Origin of the sequence: Herbaspirillum hiltneri N3 (genome assembly GCF_001267925.1) — a bacterium.
GTDB classification, from domain to species: Bacteria; Pseudomonadota; Gammaproteobacteria; order Burkholderiales; family Burkholderiaceae_D; genus Herbaspirillum; species Herbaspirillum hiltneri.
Window position 1 is genome coordinate 983,852 of the sequence record NZ_CP011409.1, and the last position, 19,556, is coordinate 1,003,407.

17 protein-coding genes are annotated in these 19,556 nt (G+C 62.4%); 4 read left to right on the forward strand and 13 right to left on the reverse strand.

Annotated elements, in window-relative coordinates:
- Positions 1-124 precede the first annotated feature (124 nt).
- Positions 125-2,170 (forward strand): putative bifunctional diguanylate cyclase/phosphodiesterase, encoded by a 2,046-nt coding sequence (locus tag F506_RS04475; RefSeq protein WP_053195526.1) that lies wholly within the window; start codon positions 125-127, stop codon positions 2,168-2,170.
- Here the strand turns inward: F506_RS04475 and F506_RS04480 are convergent, their stop codons facing one another.
- From F506_RS04480 to F506_RS04525, 10 genes are all read right to left on the reverse strand, one after another.
- Positions 2,171-3,100, reverse strand: a complete 930-nt coding sequence (locus F506_RS04480; RefSeq protein WP_053195527.1) for a DMT family transporter — start codon at positions 3,098-3,100, stop codon at positions 2,171-2,173. It lies immediately after the preceding gene.
- Between the two features lie 8 nt (positions 3,101-3,108).
- Entirely contained in the window at positions 3,109-4,608 is a 1,500-nt protein-coding gene (locus F506_RS04485) for a M81 family metallopeptidase (protein ID WP_053195528.1), read from the reverse strand.
- 19 nt (positions 4,609-4,627) lie between these two features.
- A complete protein-coding gene (locus F506_RS04490) occupies positions 4,628-5,881 on the reverse strand; it encodes a Zn-dependent hydrolase (RefSeq protein WP_053195529.1) in 1,254 nt (417 codons plus the stop codon).
- A gap of 48 nt (positions 5,882-5,929) precedes the next feature.
- Entirely contained in the window at positions 5,930-6,634 is a 705-nt protein-coding gene (locus tag F506_RS04495; RefSeq protein WP_053195530.1) for an ABC transporter ATP-binding protein, read from the reverse strand.
- The gene (locus F506_RS04500) at positions 6,631-7,425 is read right to left on the reverse strand and encodes an ABC transporter ATP-binding protein (RefSeq protein WP_053195531.1); all 795 of its coding nucleotides are present in this window, start codon (positions 7,423-7,425) and stop codon (positions 6,631-6,633) included. Before F506_RS04500 ends, F506_RS04495 begins: the two co-directional genes overlap by 4 nt.
- Positions 7,425-8,411: a branched-chain amino acid ABC transporter permease gene (locus F506_RS04505; RefSeq protein ID WP_053195532.1), complete on the reverse strand. Its 987-nt coding sequence runs from the start codon at positions 8,409-8,411 to the stop codon at positions 7,425-7,427. Before F506_RS04505 ends, F506_RS04500 begins: the two co-directional genes overlap by 1 nt.
- A gap of 10 nt (positions 8,412-8,421) precedes the next feature.
- Positions 8,422-9,282, reverse strand: a complete 861-nt coding sequence (locus tag F506_RS04510) for a branched-chain amino acid ABC transporter permease (RefSeq protein WP_053195533.1) — start codon at positions 9,280-9,282, stop codon at positions 8,422-8,424.
- 105 nt (positions 9,283-9,387) lie between these two features.
- Positions 9,388-10,581, reverse strand: coding sequence for an ABC transporter substrate-binding protein (locus F506_RS04515; protein ID WP_053201250.1), 1,194 nt, complete (start codon positions 10,579-10,581; stop codon positions 9,388-9,390).
- Positions 10,582-11,187: 606 nt separating this feature from the next.
- Positions 11,188-12,681, reverse strand: coding sequence for a CoA-acylating methylmalonate-semialdehyde dehydrogenase (locus F506_RS04520; protein WP_053195534.1), 1,494 nt, complete (start codon positions 12,679-12,681; stop codon positions 11,188-11,190).
- 29 nt (positions 12,682-12,710) lie between these two features.
- Complete coding sequence (locus F506_RS04525) at positions 12,711-14,033, reverse strand: aspartate aminotransferase family protein (protein ID WP_053195535.1); 1,323 nt, start codon at positions 14,031-14,033, stop codon at positions 12,711-12,713.
- A 180-nt stretch (positions 14,034-14,213) separates the two neighbouring features.
- Here F506_RS04525 and F506_RS04530 point away from each other — a divergent pair, with 180 nt between their 5' ends.
- Positions 14,214-15,656, forward strand: coding sequence for an aminotransferase-like domain-containing protein (locus F506_RS04530; RefSeq protein ID WP_053195536.1), 1,443 nt, complete (start codon positions 14,214-14,216; stop codon positions 15,654-15,656).
- Between the two features lie 41 nt (positions 15,657-15,697).
- Positions 15,698-16,354, forward strand: a complete 657-nt coding sequence (locus F506_RS04535) for an HAD family hydrolase (RefSeq protein ID WP_200907713.1) — start codon at positions 15,698-15,700, stop codon at positions 16,352-16,354.
- A gap of 6 nt (positions 16,355-16,360) precedes the next feature.
- On the opposite strand, the gene F506_RS04540 is transcribed toward F506_RS04535, so the two are convergent.
- Both F506_RS04540 and F506_RS04545 read right to left on the reverse strand, forming a co-directional pair.
- Positions 16,361-16,999, reverse strand: a complete 639-nt coding sequence (locus F506_RS04540; RefSeq protein WP_053195537.1) for a DsbA family protein — start codon at positions 16,997-16,999, stop codon at positions 16,361-16,363.
- A 29-nt stretch (positions 17,000-17,028) separates the two neighbouring features.
- Positions 17,029-17,922, reverse strand: a complete 894-nt coding sequence (locus F506_RS04545) for an MBL fold metallo-hydrolase (RefSeq protein ID WP_053195538.1) — start codon at positions 17,920-17,922, stop codon at positions 17,029-17,031.
- Positions 17,923-18,070: 148 nt separating this feature from the next.
- On the opposite strand from F506_RS04545, the gene F506_RS04550 reads away from it, so the two are divergent.
- Positions 18,071-18,973 carry a LysR family transcriptional regulator gene (locus F506_RS04550; RefSeq protein WP_053195539.1) on the forward strand — a complete coding sequence of 301 codons (903 nt, stop codon included), beginning with the start codon at positions 18,071-18,073 and terminating at the stop codon, positions 18,971-18,973.
- Positions 18,974-18,984: 11 nt separating this feature from the next.
- Here F506_RS04550 and F506_RS04555 read toward each other — a convergent pair whose 3' ends face one another.
- Entirely contained in the window at positions 18,985-19,545 is a 561-nt protein-coding gene (locus F506_RS04555) for a PAS and helix-turn-helix domain-containing protein (protein ID WP_053195540.1), read from the reverse strand.
- Between the last annotated feature and the right edge of the window lie 11 nt (positions 19,546-19,556).

Below are 19,556 nucleotides of genomic sequence, written 5' to 3' on the forward strand. Positions count from 1 at the left end.
ATATGACCGAAAGGCAACCATGCAATAGTGATAACGTGCCGCTATAATCCAAGGCTTCGGAAGTGCACCACGGCAATGCGCATGGTCGCCGTGTCACTCACTTCACGATCACCCTCACGATCACATGACAACAAAACCGGACGCGGCTGCGCATGCTGCGGAATTAGAAAAGCTGACGCAGTCGCTGGTGCGTGAACGCGACGCCCGCGTGCAGGCCGATGCCGCTATGGAAGGCCGCCTGCGCCGCTTGCAGGTGCTTGAAGCCGTCACCGCCGCAGCCAATGAAGCAGATACGCTCGACCAGGCGCTGCAATTCGCCGTCGACGAGATCTGTCGCTATACCGGCTGGCCGCTTGGCCATTGCTTCCACGTGCGCAAGGGCGCCAAGCCCTCCGCCCTGGTTTCCAGCGGCATCTGGCATGGCGCCAACCGGTCCGAATTTTCCGCCTTCCGCTGCATGTCCGGCGACCCCCAATTCCTCGCTGAGAAAGACTTGCCCGGACGCGTGCTCAAGGAAGCCGCGCCGCTCTGGATCGTCAATTTCGGCGCTGACCGCGACGCGTTGCGCGCCGACGTCGCTCGCGCGGTCGGCATTCGCGCAGCCATCGCCTTTCCGGTGATGAGTGGCGGCGAAGTCATTGCGGTGCTGGAATTTTTCTCGGTGCGTATTTTGTCGCTCGACGATCAATTGCTGCGATTGATGAATCTCATGCGCCAGATAGGCACGCGCCTCGGCCGTGTCGCCGAGCGCACGCAAGCCGTGTGCCGCCTGGCCCACGACGCCTCGCACGATGCGCTGACCGGACTGGCCAACCGCAGCCTGTTCCTGCAGCAGCTGGAACAGGCGCTGCAACGCCAATGGGACGACGACAACGCGCGCTTCGCGGTACTGTTCATCGATCTCGACCGCTTCAAGATCGTCAACGACAGTCTCGGCCATCTTGCCGGTGACGCCATGATCATCCAGGTGGCGGCGCGTCTCAAGAATGCCCTGCGTCCGGATCATCCTGCCTCATCCGCAGAGCAGGGCGCCGGCGGCGTCAACCCGGGCTACACGTTGGCGCGCATGGGGGGCGACGAATTCACGGTGCTGCTGAGCGACATTGACGATGTCGGCGAAGCGGTGCGCATCGCCGAGCGGATCCAGGCCGCGATGGCCTTGCCGTTCCTGATCCGCGACCAGGAAATCTACGCCAGCGCCAGCATCGGCATCGTGTTCGGCGACATCGGGCACACACTTGCAGATGAAGTCCTGCGCGATGCCGACCTTGCCGTGGGCCGCGCGAAGACGATGGGCAAGAGCCGTTACGAAGTGTTCGACCGCAGCATGCGCAAGGGCGCGGTAAGCCGCCTCGCCATGGAGACCGCGCTGCGCCACGCCTTGAAGAACAATGAATTCGTGTTGCACTACCAGCCCATCATCGAATTGCAGGGCGGCACCATCGTCGGCGTCGAGGCGCTGGTGCGCTGGCAGCGCGGACCGGATGAGCTGGTCTATCCGGGCGACTTCATCGACGTCGCCGAAGACACCGGCCTGATCCTCTACATCGGCATGTGGGTGCTGCGCGAGGCCTGCCGTCAGATGCACCAGTGGCACCGGCAATTTCCGCGCGCCAAGCCGCTCACCATCAGCGTCAACATTTCACCGCGCCAGTTTGTGCAACCCAATCTGGTGGACCAGATCAAGCAGATCGTCGCCGAGACCGGCATCGATCCCAACACACTGCGCCTGGAGATCACCGAGAGCGTGACCATGGGCGACGTCGAGCGCACCATCCGCATCCTGTCGCAGCTGCGCGAGATCGGCGTGCGCTTCAGCGTCGACGATTTCGGCACCGGCTATTCATCCCTGAGCTACCTGCACCGTTTTCCGCTGGACGTTTTGAAGATCGACCGTTCCTTCGTCATGCGCATGAACGAGGATCGCGAGCGCCTGCAGATCGTGCAGACCATCATGACGCTGGCACGCAATCTCGGCATCGAAGTGGTGGCCGAAGGCACCGAGACCGAGATGCAAGTCGATCACCTGCGCAACATCGGTTGCGATTTCGGACAGGGATTTTTCTTTTCGCGCGCGCTGGCGCCGGAGACGGTGACGGACTTGCTCTATGTGCCGCACCACGTGCTCAACACCGCCTTCGTCAACTCGTTGCAGGCGATGCAGAACTGATCAGGCCTTGCGCAGGCACAGGGCGCCCGCCGGCAGCAGCACGCATACGGCGGCGCCGAAGATCAGCGCGAAGCCCAGCAGGTCCGGCGCGCTGGGACGTTCGCCGAGCAGTAGCACCGCGCTGCTGACGCCGACCACCGGCACCAGCAGCGTGCCGAGCGCGGCGATGCCGGCAGGCAGCCTGGCGATGATTTCGAACCACAGGATGTAGGCTGCTGCCATCCCAAAGAAGACGTGATACGCCAGCGCGCAGATTACCGGCACAGGCAGCGTGCCCGGATCCAGGTGCGGCCATCCCTCAAACCACAGCAGACCGGTGAGCGCCACCAGCGCACCGATCAGCAATTGCCACGCGGCGATCGCGAGTGGCTCTGCATTGATCCTCGCCCATTTCATGTAGACGGTGCCGGCCGCCCAGGCCAGCGCCGCCGCCAGTGCATACAGGATGCCATGCGGCAGGTTCAGCAGGCCGCCGCCGATCAGCGGGGCAATCAGCACCGCCAGGCCGCTGGCGCCGAACGCCAGGCCCATGCTGCGTACGCGATCGAGTTTTTCTCCGAGCGCAATGCGCGCGAACAGGGTCGCCCACAACGGCATCGAATAGGTGATGATCGCCACGCGCGAAGTCGCCGCACCGAGCTGGGCGAAGGTCAGCAGGATGTTGAACAGCGCAATGTTGAGCAGGCCGGTCATGACGATGTGCGGACGATCGCGCCGCCCGATGCGGAGGCTGCGGCCGCGCGCGAATGCCAGTACGAACAGCGTGCACGCCGCCGCCCCGAGGCCGATGCTGCGCAAGGTCCACGGTGAAATTCCGCTCAGCGATACTTTCACCGCGGGCCAGTTGAGTCCCCAGAGGACGCCCAGCACGAGCAGCAACAATCTGGCCCTGGCGCTGTCCTTGCGGCTCTGCGCGCTCGTCAGCGGCATCGTCGTATTCAGACCGGCGACGGCGTGGCCGCGTCCAAGGGATAGACCGGACGGCGCACCTTGCGGATAGGGAACAGGTCGAAGTTGGAGCTGGTCGGGCCGCCGCTGTCGGAGTCGCATTCCACCAAGCCCTTGCTGATCGGGACGAACACCGGACGGCAATACATGCGCGACTTCAGGATTACGTAGTCCATGGCGGCCGGATCGAGGCCGAGGCTGGTGAACACGCCGAGGTCGTACGGCTCCACGCGCTCTTCGGTGATGACAATCTTCGCCGCGCCGGTATCGAACAGCACGCTGCTGCCCATGTTGATGGTTGAGCCGGTATAGATGGGACCGGACACGCGGAACACGCCGTCGGTGATCGCCAGCACCTTGCCGGTCAGTTGCAGCGGGGTCTTGACGATGCCCTGCTGCGTCAGCGCCACCTTGTTGCCGACCGCCAGCGTGACAGAGGTGCCGACGCCGGCCTTGAGCAATTGCGCGACCGCTTCGGGATCGCTGATCGGACCGGCGGCGATACCGCTCATGCCTTCGGCCAGCGCCGCTTCCAATACGTCCATGGTGTTGCAGGTGCCGCCCGACATGACGTTGTCGCTGTGATCCAGCAACAGCACCGGCCCCTTGCCGGGACCGGCGGCCATCTCGCGCGCATGCGCCAGCGACTGGCGCAGCGGTTGGCTGTCGTAGACGAAGTCGTCGCGTTCGGCCCAGATCTGTTGTGCGATGTCATCGGCCACACGTTGTGCGAGCGCGGCATCGTTGTCGGTCACCACCACCACCGACATGCCGGCATCGCGGAAGTCGGACAGCGGGAATCCCGCCAGCACCGACACCGCCAATACGCCCGCCTGCCGCTCGGCCAGTTTGGCCCGTTCGACCGCGCGCTGCATGGCCGACGCAGAGGTATTGCTGGTCAGCGTCGCCGACAGCAGCGGCACTTGACGCCAGCCGGTGACCGGGCGCGATTTCTCCTGCAGCAATTCCACCAGCAGGCGGCCGGCATGTTCACCGGTCTCGAACATGTCGATGTGCGGATAAGTCTTGAAGCTGACGATGATGTCGGCGTTGTCGACCATCTTCTGCGTGACGTTGCCGTGCAGGTCGAGCGCCACGCACAGCGGCACGTGCGGCGCGATCTTGCGGATGCGTTCAAGCAGCGTGCCTTCGCCGTCGTCGGCATTTTCCGCCACCATGGCGCCATGCAGGTCCAGCATGATGGCGTCGCAGCCGCCTTCGACGGCACGCACGATCGCATCGGTCATCAGCGTATAGGCATCGGCCGCCACGGTCGCGCTCGGATTGGCGGTCGCTGCCAACGGCGTCACGATGGTCGCGGACATGCCGTCGGCGATATCGAGGAAAGCGCCCATCGCGGTACGCGCGCCTTTCTGGTCCTTGTACGCGGCGCCATCCCATTGCGGCAGGAAGGCTTCCAGCGGCGTCGGGATCGGCGAGAAGGTGTTGGTCTCGTGGTTGAGGCGGGCGACGACAATCTTTAACGGCATGACATTTCCTTGGCGATGTTCAGACTACTTTTGCACTGGCGAGCATGGCATGCAGCAGCACGTTGGCCCCGGCTTCCAGATGCTCGGGTTTGGCGTCCTCGATCTCGTTGTGGCTCACGCCATCCTTGCACGGTACGAAAATCATCCCGGCCGGTGCCAGGCGCGCGGCGTAGATGGCGTCGTGGCCGGCGCCGGAAACCACATCCATGGTGGCGTAGCCGAGCATGGCCGATGCATTGCGCACTTCACCCACGCAATCGGGATGGAAGGGGCAGGGCGGGAAGTAGGACACGCGTTCCAGTTCGATTTTCAATCCGGTCTTCTGGCGGGTTTGCTCCAGATACGCCAGCAAGTCTTCGTGCATCCGGTTCAGCGTTTCATCGCTGACGTTGCGCAGGTCGATGGAGAACTTCACCTGGCCCGGAATCACGTTGCGGCTGTTCGGCATCACTTGCACCTGGCCGACGGTGCCGCGGCCGTAGGGCGGATAGCGGTTCGCAATCGCCACGACCTCCTGCATGATGTACGTTGAGACCTGCAGTGCATCCTTGCGGATTTCCATCGGCGTCGGACCGGCATGCGATTCGAAGCCGGTGACCGTGCAGTCGTACCACGACAGGCCGAGCACCGCCGGCACCACGCCGATGACGGTGTCGGCGTTTTCCAGCACCGGCCCCTGTTCGATGTGCGCTTCGTAATACGCGCCGATCGGATGATCGCCGCACTTTTGTTCACCGATATAGCCGATGCGCGCCAGTTCGTCCCTGACGTTCTTGCCGTCGACGTCGGTCGCACTGTAGGCATGCTCCAGCGTGAATGCGCCGCAGAACACGCCCGAACCCATCATCACCGGCACGAAGCGCGAACCTTCTTCATTGGTCCACACCGCGACCTCGATCGGCGCTTCGGTCTGGATGTTGTGCTGGTTGAGGGTGCGGATCACTTCCATGCCGGCCAGCACGCCGTAGTTGCCGTCGAACTTGCCGCCGGTCGGCTGCGTGTCGATATGCGAACCGGTGACGACGGGCGGCAAGTCGTTGTTGCGGCCGGCGCGCCGCATGAAGATGTTGCCGATCTGATCGACCGTGACGCTCATGCCCTCCTGTTTCGCCCAGCTGCTGACGAGGTCGCGGCCCTGCCTGTCGAGGTCGGTCAGCGCCAGGCGGCAGACGCCGCCCTTCGGCGTTGCGCCGATGGCGCCGAGTTCCATCAGCGAGTTCCACAGGCGTTTGCCGTCGATGCGTAAATTGGTGATGCTGGTTTTCGTGTTCATGATGATTCCGTCAAATTCGTTGATTGTTCCGTCGGCTTGGAGAGCAAATCAGGCCGCCAAATTCACGCCAAGATAGCGATCTTTCGCGCTGTCGTCAGCGAGGAATTCCGCATTGGTCGCGGTATAGGCGACGCGCCCCTGTTCCACAATGTAATGCCGATCCGCCAGTTGCGTGCACACCGCCAGATTCTGTTCGACCAGGATGATCGACATGCCGGTCGCCTTGATCAGCTTGATCTGCGCGACGATCTCGTCGACGATCACCGGCGCCAGTCCCTCGACCGGTTCGTCCAGCATCAGCACCTTGGGATGCGTCATCAGCGCGCGCGCAATCGCCAGCATCTGCTGCTCGCCGCCAGACAACTGGCCGCCGCCGTTCTTGCGGCGCTCCTTCAGGCGCGGGAAGATCTTGTACACGTCTTCCAGTCCCCAGGCAGAATCCTTGCGCGCCGCCATGGTCAGGTTTTCTTCCACCGTCAGCAGCTTGAAGATGCCGCGATGTTCCGGCACCAGGCACACGCCGCGCGCAGCAATCTTGTAGGCCGGCAGGCCGGCGACGTTATTGCCTTCGAACATGACCTTGCCCTGGCGCGGCTGGACCACGCCGACGATGCTCTTCAAGGTGGTGCTCTTGCCGGCGCCGTTGCGGCCCAGCAGCGTCACCACTTCGCCGGCCGCGACGTCCAGCGACACGCCTTGCAGGATGTGGCTCTTGCCGTAGTAACCGTGAATGTCCTGTACGCTGAGGATCATGACGCTTCTCCCGTTTCCTTCTCCGCTTTCTTTCCACCTGTGATCATGCTGCCCAGATAAGCGCGGCGCACGCGTTCGTCGTTGCGGATTTCGTCCGGCTTGCCTTGCGCCAGGATCTGCCCCTGCTGCATCACCGTGATGCTGTCGGAGATGTCCATCACGATGTCCATGTTGTGTTCGATCAGCACGACGGTGTAATTGTCGCGCAGGCTGTGGATCAGTTTTTTCATGTCGGCGATGTCGTCGATGCCCATGCCGGAGGTCGGTTCATCGAGGAAGATCACCTTCGGCTGTCCCGCCATCGCCATGCCGACTTCCAGCCGGCGTTGCTGGCCGTGCGAGAGCTCCGACGACAGGCGGTCCGCGACGCCTTGCAGGCTCAGGCGCACCACCAGCTGTTCGGCCACGTCGCAAGCCTGACGCAGCAACTCAGGCCGCTTCCATGGATTGAGCGCCTGCGCGGGGCGCGTGCCTTGCGCCGCCAGCCGCAGGTTCTCGCGCACGCTCAGGTTGGGAAACAGGCTCGTCACCTGGAACGAGCGCGCCAGGCCTTTGCGCACGCGCTTGTAGCCGGGCAGGTGTGAAACCTCTTCGCCCTCGACCAGGATGCTGCCCTCGGTGATCGGCGTGGTGCCGGTCAGCGTGTGGAACAGCGTGGTCTTGCCGGCGCCGTTCGGGCCAATCACCGAATGCACGGTGCCGCGCAGGATATCCAGCGTGATGTTGTTGACTGCGGTGAACTTGCCGTAGCGCTTGGTGACGTTCACGGCCTTGAGGATGGATGTGCTCATCAGTGGATCTCCTTGGCGACGTCGATGCGAGGTTTCGCGCCCGGGCGAATGCGTTGCAGCAGCGATTGCGCAAGACCGTACAAGCCTTTGTGCATGTACAGGCTCACGCCGATCAGCAGGAAGCCGAGCAGCATTAGCCAGCGCGGCCACAGGGTCGACAGCCAGTTGCCGACGAGAACGTAGAAGGATGCGCCCAGCACCGAGGCGAACAGATTGCCGGTGCCGCCGATGACGGTCATGATCAGGATCGATTCGCTGGTGTGGTATTCGATGTTGGACAGCGGCGCGACGCCGGTCATCATCGCGTGCAAGCCGCCCGCAAGCCCGGTCACGGCGCCCGAGATGACGAACGCCGCCAGCTTCAGCAAGGTGATGTCGTAGCCCACCGCGGATGCGCGCGCCTCGTTGTCGCGCACCGCCAGCAGCGTGCGACCCAGTACCGAATCCACCACGCGCTGCAGCAGCCAGAACACCACCACGAACAGGATCGCGACGAAGCTGTAGTACTGCCACGACGTGGTCGTCGGCAACAGCGTATGGCCCAGCACCGACAGGTTCGGACGCGGAATGTCGAGCAGGCCGTTGTCGCCGCCGGTGATGTCCTTCATCGTGTAGGCGAGGAAGTAGAACATCTGCGCAAACGCCAGCGTCAGCATGACGAAATAGGTGCCGCGCTGGCGAATCGAAAACCAGCCCACCAGCAGAGCAATCAGCCCGCCGATGACGGCGGCGATCATCAGCGAAATCAGCAGCGGCGCCTTCAGGTGCAACAGCGCCAGTCCGGTGGCATAGCTGCCGATGCCGAAGAAAATCCCCTGGCCGAACGACATCAGGCCGGTATAGCCGAGCAGCAGGTTGCAACCGAGCGCCGCCAAAGCGAAGATCAGCACTTCGGTCGCCAGCGTGCCGGAACCGACGCACAGCGGCAGCAGCAACACCACGGCAATGGCCAGCAGGGTGAAGCGGAAATGAGCGATATGTTTCATGGCCGTCTCCTCAGCTGGCGCGGCCGAGCAGGCCGTTGGGACGCAACAGCATGACCGCCGCCATCGCCACATAAATCATCAGATGCGCGCCTTCCGACCACACCGTGCTCATCACGCTCTGCACGATGCCGACCAGAATGCCGCCCACCAGCGCACCGGAGAAACTGCCGAGGCCGCCGATCACCACGACCACGAATGCGATGCCCAGCGCCTCCACGCCCATGAACGGCTCGACGCCGCGGATCGGAGCCGCCAGCGCGCCCGCCAGGCCGGCGGTGAACGCGCCCAGCGCAAACACCAGGCTGAAAATGCGATCGATGTTCAGGCCCAGCAGCGACACCATCTCCGTCGATTCGCTGCCGGCGCGTACGATGGAACCGAGGCGCGTGCCTTCGAGGATCCACCATAACAACAGCGCCATCACGGCGGTGAACGCGATCACGAACAGGCGATATTTCGGATAGACGAAACCGCCGGCCATGACCACGCCCTGCAGCAGATCCGGCGGCGAAATATTGTTGCCCAGCGGCCCCCAGTAAGAGATCACTGCCTCCTGCAACACCAGCGCCAGGCCGACGGTAAACAGAATGTGGAAGTGATGCGGCAAGGCATAAATGTGGCGCAGCACGAAGCGCTCAACCAGGAACGCAAACAAGCCCACCACGACGGGCGCGACCAGCAGCGACCACCAGAAATTGACGCCCATTTCGCCGAGCTGGAAGCACAGATAAGCGCCCAGCAGGAAGAATGCGCCATGCGAGAAATTGACGAAACGCAGCAGGCCGAACACGATGGACAGGCCCACCGCCAGCAAAAAATACAGCATGCCGATGCCGATGCCGTTGGCAATTTGCAGCAGATAGATATTCATGAAACCTCGAAACGCTTGTGCAAGCAGCTTGCAGTAATGTGCGGAATTGGCGCCGTGCGAGGGAGGTGCACGGCGCCGCGCAGAAACAAACCTACATCAACCCGATCAGGTCAATTTGCACATCGTCTTGTCGAGCGCGAGGAAGGACTTGCCGGACGAGATGATGTCCGCATAGTCGTTCTTGTTGCGCATCTTCGACTTGGCCTTGCCCTTGAGCAGGTAGTAGTTCTTGATGACCTGGTGATCGCCCTTGCGGATTTCTTCGGTGCCGGTCAGGCCCTCGTACTTCATCCCTTCCATGGCTGCGATGACTGCCTTCGGATCGGTGCTGTTGGCCTTGATGATGGCGTCGAGCACGATCTTGGTACAGATGTAGGAGCCGGCCAGGCTGTAGTTCGGATCGATCTTCAGCGCGTCGTTGACCGTCTTGACGAATTCCTTGTTGAACGGTGCGTCAATGGCGTGCCAGTACTGCGCGCCGAAGTACACGCCGTCGCAGATATCCGCGCCCAGGGTTTCGAACTGCTCCAGGCCGGAAGCCCAGGCCATCAGGATCGTGCAGTTGTTCTTCATGCCGAAACTGACCGCCTGGCGCAGCGTGTCCGACGATTGCGAGCCGAAGTTCAGCAACAGCAGGACGTCCGGCTTGGCCGCCATGGCATTGGTGAGGTAGCCGCTGAATTCCTTCTCCGCCAGCGAGTGGTAGCTGTTGCCGACGTGTTCGATGCCTTTTTCCTTGAAGATCGCCTTGGCCGCGCTCAGCAGGCCGTCGCCGAACACGTATTGCGGCGTGATGGTGTACCAGCGTTTTGCGTTCGGCATTTTTTCCAGCAGCGGCCGCACGGTTTGTTCGATCGCCCCGAAGGTCGGCACCGACCAGCGGAAGGTGGCGCGATTGCAATCGCTGCCGGTGATTTCATCGGCGCCTGCGGTGGTGATGAAAATGCCGCCGCCTTTTTCCGCTTCCTTGCCCATCGCCAGCGCTTCGCCGGAGAGGATGCCGCCGGCGAAAAAGCGCGTGCCCTTTTCCATCGTTTCCTGCACTTTTCGCACGGCGGTCGCCGGTTTTCCTTCGGTATCCAATGTGGTGTAGCTCAGGTTCTTGCCGAGCACCTTGCCGTATTTCTGCAGCACCAGCTTCATGCCCATGTCGGCGTATTTACCGTTGGCGGCGAAAGGGCCGGACATCGGAACGGGGCAACCGAACTGGATCGCATCGGCTTGTGCGAAGACGTCGGTATAGGACAACGCGCCTGGTGCGGCGAGGGCTGACAGCTTGAGAAAATCGCGGCGTTTCATCATGTTCACATCTCCAAAAAATGACTGCGCATTGAAAGGGTTGATCAGCAATTGTGCAATTGAGTCGGGGTATTGTGACGCAAGTTCCATGCCCGTGACGACAAAAAATCATCGTGCTCGGAGATGAAAAAATGCGTGAGGAATCTAGTGTGGTGACAGCGGCGAACGCACCGCGTTTACCTCGGTAAAAGCAGCGTGAAGATGACGATTTTGCGACCTTGTGCGCACGCGAATGTGCGAACGTCGCAATGCATGATGACGATGGATCATGTTTGCTCCTCCTGGTTGGATGTCTCTGTTCGTTTTTATATTTTTACTGGCGCGAATGTTTGCATGATCGTGTCTCTTTGCACGTTCGCATTTTTGTTTTTTTCGCGTTACTGCATGCTACGTGAATTACTTCACGGAGGGATTTTTCTTTTGATGAATTTAATCCTCTCTTTCAGAAGATGACGGTGCATTTCCAGTATCGTTCTGCACCATCAGTTTCATCTCTCGCACCAATACTTCACATGGAAAAACCGGTTCTGGAAACGGCAACGGCATGAGGTTTGCTCATGCCGTTTTTTCTATGAAGAAATCGCCGTTTTCATTTTTCTTCCAGGGTCACTTCATCTGCGGGAACGCAAACTCGGCGCCGGCGCTGGCGGTGTTCGGCCAACGCTGCATCACTGCTTTTGCGCGGGTATAAAAACGCACGCCTTCCGGACCGTAGACATGATGGTCGCCGAACAGGCTGCGCTTCCATCCGCCGAAACTGCTGAACGCCATCGGCACCGGCAGCGGCACGTTGACGCCGACCATGCCGACTTCGATCTGGCGCACGAACTCGCGCGCCACGCCGCCGTCGCGCGTGAAGACTGCGACGCCGTTGCCGTATTCGTGGTCGTTGATCAGTTCGACCGCAGTGGCGACGTCGGGCGCGCGCACCACGCACAGCACCGGCCCGAAAATTTCTTCCTTATAGATGCTCATTTCAGGCGTGACGTGGTCGAACAGCGTGCCGCCGACGAAGAAACCATTTTCACGGCCGGGAACCTTGAAGCCGCGACCGTCCACGACCAGCGTCGCGCCTTCTTCAACGCCTTTTCCGATCAGGCCTTCGATACGCGCTTTTGCCGCAGCAGTAACGACCGGACCCATCTCGGCATCTTTTTCCATGCCGTCGTTGATCTTCAGATTGCGTGTGCGTTCCGCCAGTGCCGCGACCAGCTTGTCGCCGGCGTCGCCTACTGCGACGGCGACCGAGATCGCCATGCAGCGCTCGCCGGCCGAACCATAGGCCGCGCCGATCAGCGCATCCACCGCGACTTGCATGTCGGCGTCCGGCATGACGACCATGTGATTCTTGGCGCCGCCCAGTGCCTGCACGCGCTTGCCCTTGGCGCTGCCGCGCGCGTAGATGTATTCGGCGATCGGCGTGGAGCCGACGAAGCTGATGGCCTTGACTTTCGGATGATCGAGCAATGCATCGACGGTGACCTTGTCGCCCTGGATCACGCTGAACACGCCGTCCGGCAAACCGGCCTGCTGCAGCAGCTCGGCGATGAGCAGCGAGGCCGACGGATCGCGTTCGGACGGCTTGAGGATGAAGCAGTTGCCGCAGGCCAGCGCGATCGGGAACATCCACATCGGCACCATCGCCGGGAAGTTGAACGGCGTGATGCCGGCCACCACGCCCAGCGGCTGGCGCATCGACCAGGCGTCGATGCCGCGCGCGATCTGGTCGGTGTATTCGCCCTTGAGCATTTGCGGAATGCCGACTGCATACTCGACCACTTCAATGCCGCGCGCGACTTCGCCTTGCGCATCGGAGAAGGTCTTGCCGTGTTCACGGGTCAGGATGGCGGCGAAGTCGTCGGCGTGCTGCTGGATCAGATTCAGGAACTTGAACAGCACGCGTGCACGCGTCAGCGGCGGCGTGTTGGACCATGCCGGGAAGGCGGCGACAGCGCCGGTGACGGCGTCATTGACTTCGTCCGCCGTGCCCAGCGCGACGCGCGCCACCGCTACGCCCAGCGCCGGGTTGAAGACGTCGGCGTAGCGGTCGCTGTTGGTGTCGACGCGACGGCCGCCGATGAAGTGGGTGATCTTTTCCATGCTGACTTGTTTCCTCGGTTCTTAGGTTCTTAATCCAGTGTTTTCAAAATGGCGGCAAGCTTGCCGAACAGCTCGTCGATGTGCTTTTTCTCGATGACCAGCGGTGGCGACAAGGCGATGATGTCGCCTGTCACGCGGATCAGGATGCCGTCATTGAAGGCGCGGCGGAAGGCGTCGTAGGCGCGTGCGCCGACCTTGCCCGGAATCGACGCCAGCTCGATGCCGACGATCATGCCGATGGTGCGGATATCGATCACGTGCGGCAGGCCGCGCAGTGAATGAGCGGCTTCCTGCCAGTAGTCGGCGACGCTGTTGGCATGTTCGAGGATGCCGTCCTGTTCGAAGATGTCGAGCGACGCCAGACCGGCCGCGCAGGCCAGCGGATGGCCGGAGTAGGTGTAGCCGTGGAACAGCTCGATGCCGTCGGGGCCGTTCATGAAGGCGTCGTGGATGTGCGGCTTGACGAACACGGCGCCCATCGGCACCACGCCGTTGGTGAGGCCCTTGGCGGTGGTGAAAATGTCCGGATCGACGCCGAAGTAGTCCGACGCGAACGGCGTGCCAAGGCGGCCGAAACCGGTGATCACTTCATCGAAAATCAGCAGGATGCCGTGCTTGGTGCAGATGTCGCGCAGGCGTTGCAGGTAACCCTTGGGCGGGATCAGCACCCCGGTAGAGCCGGCCACCGGCTCGACGATCACGGCGGCGATATTGGACGCATCGTGCAGCGTGACCAGGCGTTCCAGTTCGTCGGCCAGGTGGGTGCCGTATTCGGGTTCGCCCTTGGTGAAGGCGTTCTTTTCGAGGTTGTGGGTGTGCGGCAGGTGATCCACGCCTTGCAGCAGGGCCGAATTGAAAGTCTTGCGGTTGCCGCCGATGCCGCCGACCGACATGCCGCCGAAGCCGACACCGTGGTAGCCGCGCTCGCGGCCGATCAGGCGGGTGCGGGTGGCGTCGCCGCGGGAGCGGTGATAGGCCAGGGCGATCTTCAGGGCGGTGTCGACGGCTTCCGAGCCGGAGCCGGTGTAGAACACTTGCGAATAGCGGCCGCCGGTGTATTGCTTCAGGCGCTCCGCCAGTTCAAAGGCCATCGGATGGCCGAGCTGGAACGACGGCGCATAGTCCAGCGTCGCCACGGCCTTCTGCACCGCCGACACGATCTTCGGTTGGGCGTGGCCGAGCGGTACGCACCACAGGCCGGCGGTGCCGTCGAGGATGGCGTTGCCGGCGTCGTCGCGGTAATACATGCCTTCCGCCGACACCAGCATGCGCGGGCTGGCCTTGAAGTTGCGGTTGGCGGTGTAGGGCATCCAATAGGCGGACAGGTCGGAAGCGGAAAGTGGTTTGTTCATTTCAGGCGCACCTCGGGCGGTTGAAGATGCTCGATTATTGCGAGACGCGGCCTGGATTGTTAGATACACTTTGGAATTAACCGAAGAACTGTATTGTTTGTTTCAACAATCTGTATTGATGACACTTGCCCGCCTGACAAGATGCGAAGCGCATCGGCGGCGGGCGGCAGCGAGGAAAAGATGGCGAAAGCCCAGCGGGAAGCGGTTTACCTGACATTGGAACGCAACGGTGCAAAGGGTGGCGCCAGGGGGGCAGGCAACCGCCTGGTCGAGCAAGTGGTGAGCGGACTGGCGCAATTGATCGAACAGGGCGCGCTGCGTTCGGGCGAACGCCTGCCGTCGGTCAGGCAGTTCGCCGAGTCGCACGCCATCGGCGCCTCGACCGTGGTGGAAGCCTATGAGCAACTGGTGGCGCGCGGCCTGCTGATCGTGCGGCGCGGCGCCGGTTTCTTCATCGCGGCCAGGGGCGCCAACCCGCCGCCGGCGATGGCCTTCACGCCGCCCGATCCGGTGATCGATTCAGCCTGGCTGCTGTCGGAAATGTTCGCCGACGAGCGCGTGCCGATCAAGGCCGGCTGCGGCTGGCTGCCCGGCAAATGGCTGGATGACGAAGGTCTGCACCAGGCCGAGCGGCGCATCATCCGCTCGCCCGGCGCGCAGCAGGTCGGCTATGGCCATCCCTACGGTTACGCGCCGCTGCGCCAGATCATTTGCCAGTTCCTGGCCAACTGGTCGCTGGAAGTCTCGCTCGACCAGGTGCTGACCTCGCACGGCGCGACTCAGGGGCTGGACCTGATTATCCGCACCATGGTCAAGCGCGGCGACACGGTGTTCGTCGACGATCCCGGTTATTGCAACCTGATCGCCATGCTCAGGATGGCCGACCTCAACGTGATTGGCATTCCGCGCACGCCCACCGGCGTCGATACCGAGATGCTGGAGACGCTGGCGCGCACGCACAAGCCGAAGCTGTTTTTCACCACCAGCGTGTTGCACAATCCGACCGGCACTTCGTACACGCCGGCCTGCGCAATGCGCGTCTTGCAGGCGGCCGAGCGGCATGGCTTCTGGGTGGTGGAGGACGACATCTTCCGCGAACTGGGCCAGCCGACCGATCCGATGCTGGCGGCGCTGGACGGTTTGCAGCGCGTGATTTACGTCGGCAGCTATTCGAAGACCATCGCGCCCTCGCTGCGCCTCGGCTTCATCGCCTGCCAGCGCGACCTGGCGCGCCAGCTGGTGCACACCAAGATGGTGCTGAGCCTGACCAATTCGGAAATCAATGAACGCCTGGTACACAGCGTGCTGACCGAAGGCCACCATCGCCGCCACGTCGAGAACCTGGCGGCATCCCTGCTCAATGCGCAATCGCGCGTCAACGGCAAGCTCGGTGAAACCGGCCTGACGCCGTTCACGACGCCGCGCGGCGGCATGTTTTCGTGGGCCCGGCTGGACGGTTGCGATCTGAGCGCACGCGAGATCGCCGACCGTGCGCGGCAAAAGGGCATCTGGCTGGCACCGGGGGAATTCTTCCACCTTACGCCGCCGGAACAGCCGTGGTTTCGTTTCAACGTGGCGTATGCGGATGCCGCGGAGTTGTATGAATTTTTCCGCACGCTTTGATGTCTAGAGCATTCCTTCAACTTTCATCTGATGGTCGCCTGATGCAAAAATTCAACCCTGATTATGCGAGCCCGGCCGGCATTCGCGCCGTCGTGTTCGACTTCGGCGGCGTGCTGTTCGACTGGAATCCGCTGCACCTGTATCAAGACCTGATTCCCGATGCCGCCGAGCGTGAACACTTCCTCACCAACGTCTGTTCACCCGACTGGAACATCCGCCAGGACGGCGGTCGCACGCTCAAGGACGGCACCGAATTGCTGGTGGCCGAACATCCGCAGCACGAGCCGATGATCCGGGCGTTTTACGATCGCTGGACCGACATGCTGCGCGGGCCGCTGCATGATGGCGTCGAACTGCTGCGTACCTTGCACGACAAGCACGTGCCGCTGTTCGGCCTGACCAACTGGTCGTCGGAGACGTTTCCGTATGCGTTGGCGAACTACGATTTCCTGCAGATTTTCCGCGACATCGTGGTGTCGGGAACGGAGCAATGCATCAAGCCCGACGCGGTGATCTACCAGATCGCGCTGACGCGCTACGGCGAGCACCTGCCGGGCCTGAAGCCGTCGGAACTGGTCTTCCTGGACGACAACGCCCACAATGTCGACGCCGCGCGCCGCCTCGGCTGGCATGCGATCCATCATGTCGATTGCGCCGAGACGGTGAAACAGCTGCGAGAACTTGGCTTGCCTGTGTAAGCCGGTTCAGCGGTGCGTGTACGCGGCGAGATGCGCGCGCCACGCATCGGGTTCTCCCAGCCAGCGGCCGGTATCGAGTAGTTCGAAGCGGCCGTCCTGCTCCAGTACAAAGGCCGGAAACCCGTGGCCGCCGACCTGCGCCAGCAAGCGGCGGCTGGCGGCGATGTGCTGCTGCAATTCTTCCCCGGCGATGCGCGCGTACGCTTGCGCGAATGCGTCGCCATCCAGCCCCGACTCCACTGCCAGCACGCGTAGTACGTCTGCGTCGGCGATGCGTTTGCCATCGACATAATGCGCTGTTTGCAAACGTGACAGCAGGTCCAGTCCGCGTCCGGCGATTTCTTCCGCTGCCAGAATCGCCGCAATCGGCGGCGCCGAATCGAACACCGCCGTTTCGTCCAGCAGCAATCCGTTGAAATAGGCGTCGCCGAACGGCTGGCCGCTCAGTTCCTCGATGCGGCGGTCGTGCGGCATGACGTAATTGCGCAAGGCCGGACTGACCTGCTTGCGGTTGGCGCCGGTCATCATGCCGCCGCCATGGCCGATTACGGGCATGACTTCGCGTGCAGCTTTCGCCAGCGGCGCGGCGCCGTAGCACCAGCCGCACAGCGGGTCGTAGATGTAATGCAGGGCGGTGATGCTCATGGGTTTTCCTTTCGCTTCGTCGACGTGGCCTACCACTTCATTTCGCCCTTGGCGACCTTGGCGCTCAGCTCCAGCGACGAGACGTTGGCCGGCGCAGGATAGCGTGCCTTCATGGCGGCGATCAGTGCGGCGGAGTCGGTCGCCTTGGCGCTTTCAGCATCGAAGGCCTTGATGTAATCGTGGGTGTATTTGACGGACGCGATGTTCATCGGCGCGCCTGCGGCGTAGTGGCCGGGGACGACGGTTTTCGGTTTCAGCTTTTCGATGCGGGCCAATGTGCCGAGCCAGTCCTTGTGCGATTGCGCGCCCTGCGTATCCGCCATCCAGACATGCAGATTGCCGTCCACGACCACGCCGCCGACCACGGCCCTGATCGAAGGAATCCAGACGAAGCTGCGTTCAGGTTGCGGACCGTCGAGACCGACCACTTGCAGCTTCTTGCCTTCCAGCGTCAGCGAGTCGCCGTCGAGGACGTCCGGTACGACGAGTTGCGTCGGCGCATCGGCGCCCAGCTTCGGTCCCCAGAACGCCAGCTTGCCGGCCATGGTTTCCTTGATGTGCGCAACGGTTTGCGGCGTCGCCAGGATCTTCACGTCGGGATAGGCGGCCTTGATGGTGTCGAGGCCGAAGTAGTAATCCGGGTCGCCGTGGCTGATATAAATCGCCACCAGCTTCTTGCCGCCGGCGCGGATCTTTGCGACGACTTGTTCGGCTTGCGCACGGCCGAACTGAGCGTCAACCAGGATAGCGTCTTGCTTGCCGCTGACCAGCACCGAGCTGACCGGGAACAAGGCCTGCTCGCCAGGGTTGTAGACATTCAGGGTGAGGGCCTCGGCAGCAACAGCATTACCAGCGGCAAGGAATCCCGCGGCGGCGGCCAGCGCCAGCAGCGGACGGGAAATAGTGCGAATGTTCAGATGCATGTTGATCTCTCCAAAGTAGTTCAAAGGTCAGGAACGGGAAACTGCGATGGGTGAAGATTAATGATTTATTTGTTTTTGAAAAACAGCATAATGGAACATAGTTTGTTTCTGAAATCGGACAAATGGAATCAGGCATGGAGAACACAACATGGACAGATTGACGGCAATGCAGGTTTTCGTGACGGTGGTCGACAGCGGCAGCCAGTCGGCGGCGGCCTTGCAGCTGGACCTGTCGCGGCCGGTGATTTCGCGCTACCTGGCGGAGCTGGAAGAGTGGGTCGGCGCGCGGCTGCTGCATCGGACCACGCGCCGCCTGAGCCTGACGCCGGCGGGCAACGAGATTCTCGCCCGTTGCCGCCGGATGCTCGAGGCGGCTGGCGATCTGCAAAACGCGGTCAGTCAGCCGCAGCAGGCGCCCAAGGGATTGCTGCGCATCACCACCAGCACCTCGTTCGGCCCGCAGCTGGTGCGCGCGGTGACGGAGTATTGCAAGCGCTATCCGGATGTGGCGGTCGATCTCGTGATGCTGGACCGTACCGTCAACCTGGTGGAAGAGCGCATCGATCTGGCCATTCGCATGACGACGCGGCTCGATTCCAGCTTGATCGCACGCAAGCTGTCGGTGTGCCGTTCAACGATCTGCGCCTCGCCCGCTTACCTGCGCGAGCACGGCACGCCCAAGAAGGTGGAAGACCTGGCGCTGCACAATTGCCTGACGCATTCCTACGTGGGCAAGAGCCTGTGGGAGTTCGACTACAAGGGCACGCGCAGTTCGGTGGCGGTGGGCGGCAACATAAGCGCCAATGAAGCGATGGTCTTGCTGGCGGCGGCATTGGCCGGCGCCGGCGTGGCGCATCTGCCGTCCTATGCTGCGGCGCCCTACGTGGCTTCGGGCGAGCTGGTGGCCTTGCTGCCCAGGCATGAGCCGACCGTGCTCGACATTTACGGCGTGTACGCGTCGCGCAAGCACATGCCGGCGACCTTGCGCACGATGCTGGATTTTCTGGCGGAGAGATTTGCCGGAGAACCGGACTGGCAACTGACGGCGTAGTCGTTCCGCAGCTACGGAGTAATGCTGAGCAGCTTGTGTACGAGTTCGGAAGACGTCGCCGCGCCGAACTTGCGCATCAGCCGGGCGCGATGCATTTCCACCGTGCGCGGACTCAGTTCGACCTGGCGCGCGATCAGCTTGCTGGTCTTGCCTTCCACCAGCAACGCGGCGATTTCGCGCTCGCGCGGCGTCAGTCCCGGCGCCAGCGGACGCTTGGCGCTGACGTCCTCGAAGGTCCAGATGCCGGCCGCATGCGGATCGCCCTGCACCAGCGAGGCGCCGGTGACGTGGCACCAGAACATCTCATCGTTGGCGCGCTTCATGATGCGCTCGTCGGAGTAGAAGCCCTTTTCGTTGAGGATGGGCACCAGGCGTACGCCGGTACGCTCGAATTCGTCTGCAGTCGGATACAGGACCTTGAAGGACTTGCCTGACAATTCCCCCGGCGCATAGCCGAACATCTTCGCCAGCGCCAGGTTGCTTTGCTGGATCACGCGATTGTGCGAGACACACATGCCGATCGGGGCATGCATGAATACTTGTTCAAAGTCGATCGAATGCGAGTTGCTCATGATGTGCTGCC

What these genes read in the sequence shown, in the direction of transcription:
- F506_RS04475 (WP_053195526.1), top strand. Translation starts at nt 125, where the DNA reads ATGACAACAAAACCGGACGCGGCTGCGCATGCTGCGGAATTAGAAAAG.
- F506_RS04480 (WP_053195527.1), bottom strand. Translation starts at nt 3,100, where the DNA reads ATGCCGCTGACGAGCGCGCAGAGCCGCAAGGACAGCGCCAGGGCCAGA.
- F506_RS04485 (WP_053195528.1), bottom strand. Translation starts at nt 4,608, where the DNA reads ATGCCGTTAAAGATTGTCGTCGCCCGCCTCAACCACGAGACCAACACC.
- F506_RS04490 (WP_053195529.1), bottom strand. Translation starts at nt 5,881, where the DNA reads ATGAACACGAAAACCAGCATCACCAATTTACGCATCGACGGCAAACGC.
- F506_RS04495 (WP_053195530.1), bottom strand. Translation starts at nt 6,634, where the DNA reads ATGATCCTCAGCGTACAGGACATTCACGGTTACTACGGCAAGAGCCAC.
- F506_RS04500 (WP_053195531.1), bottom strand. Translation starts at nt 7,425, where the DNA reads ATGAGCACATCCATCCTCAAGGCCGTGAACGTCACCAAGCGCTACGGC.
- F506_RS04505 (WP_053195532.1), bottom strand. Translation starts at nt 8,411, where the DNA reads ATGAAACATATCGCTCATTTCCGCTTCACCCTGCTGGCCATTGCCGTG.
- F506_RS04510 (WP_053195533.1), bottom strand. Translation starts at nt 9,282, where the DNA reads ATGAATATCTATCTGCTGCAAATTGCCAACGGCATCGGCATCGGCATG.
- F506_RS04515 (WP_053201250.1), bottom strand. Translation starts at nt 10,581, where the DNA reads ATGAAACGCCGCGATTTTCTCAAGCTGTCAGCCCTCGCCGCACCAGGC.
- F506_RS04520 (WP_053195534.1), bottom strand. Translation starts at nt 12,681, where the DNA reads ATGGAAAAGATCACCCACTTCATCGGCGGCCGTCGCGTCGACACCAAC.
- F506_RS04525 (WP_053195535.1), bottom strand. Translation starts at nt 14,033, where the DNA reads ATGAACAAACCACTTTCCGCTTCCGACCTGTCCGCCTATTGGATGCCC.
- F506_RS04530 (WP_053195536.1), top strand. Translation starts at nt 14,214, where the DNA reads ATGGCGAAAGCCCAGCGGGAAGCGGTTTACCTGACATTGGAACGCAAC.
- F506_RS04535 (WP_200907713.1), top strand. Translation starts at nt 15,698, where the DNA reads ATGCAAAAATTCAACCCTGATTATGCGAGCCCGGCCGGCATTCGCGCC.
- F506_RS04540 (WP_053195537.1), bottom strand. Translation starts at nt 16,999, where the DNA reads ATGAGCATCACCGCCCTGCATTACATCTACGACCCGCTGTGCGGCTGG.
- F506_RS04545 (WP_053195538.1), bottom strand. Translation starts at nt 17,922, where the DNA reads ATGCATCTGAACATTCGCACTATTTCCCGTCCGCTGCTGGCGCTGGCC.
- F506_RS04550 (WP_053195539.1), top strand. Translation starts at nt 18,071, where the DNA reads ATGGACAGATTGACGGCAATGCAGGTTTTCGTGACGGTGGTCGACAGC.
- F506_RS04555 (WP_053195540.1), bottom strand. Translation starts at nt 19,545, where the DNA reads ATGAGCAACTCGCATTCGATCGACTTTGAACAAGTATTCATGCATGCC.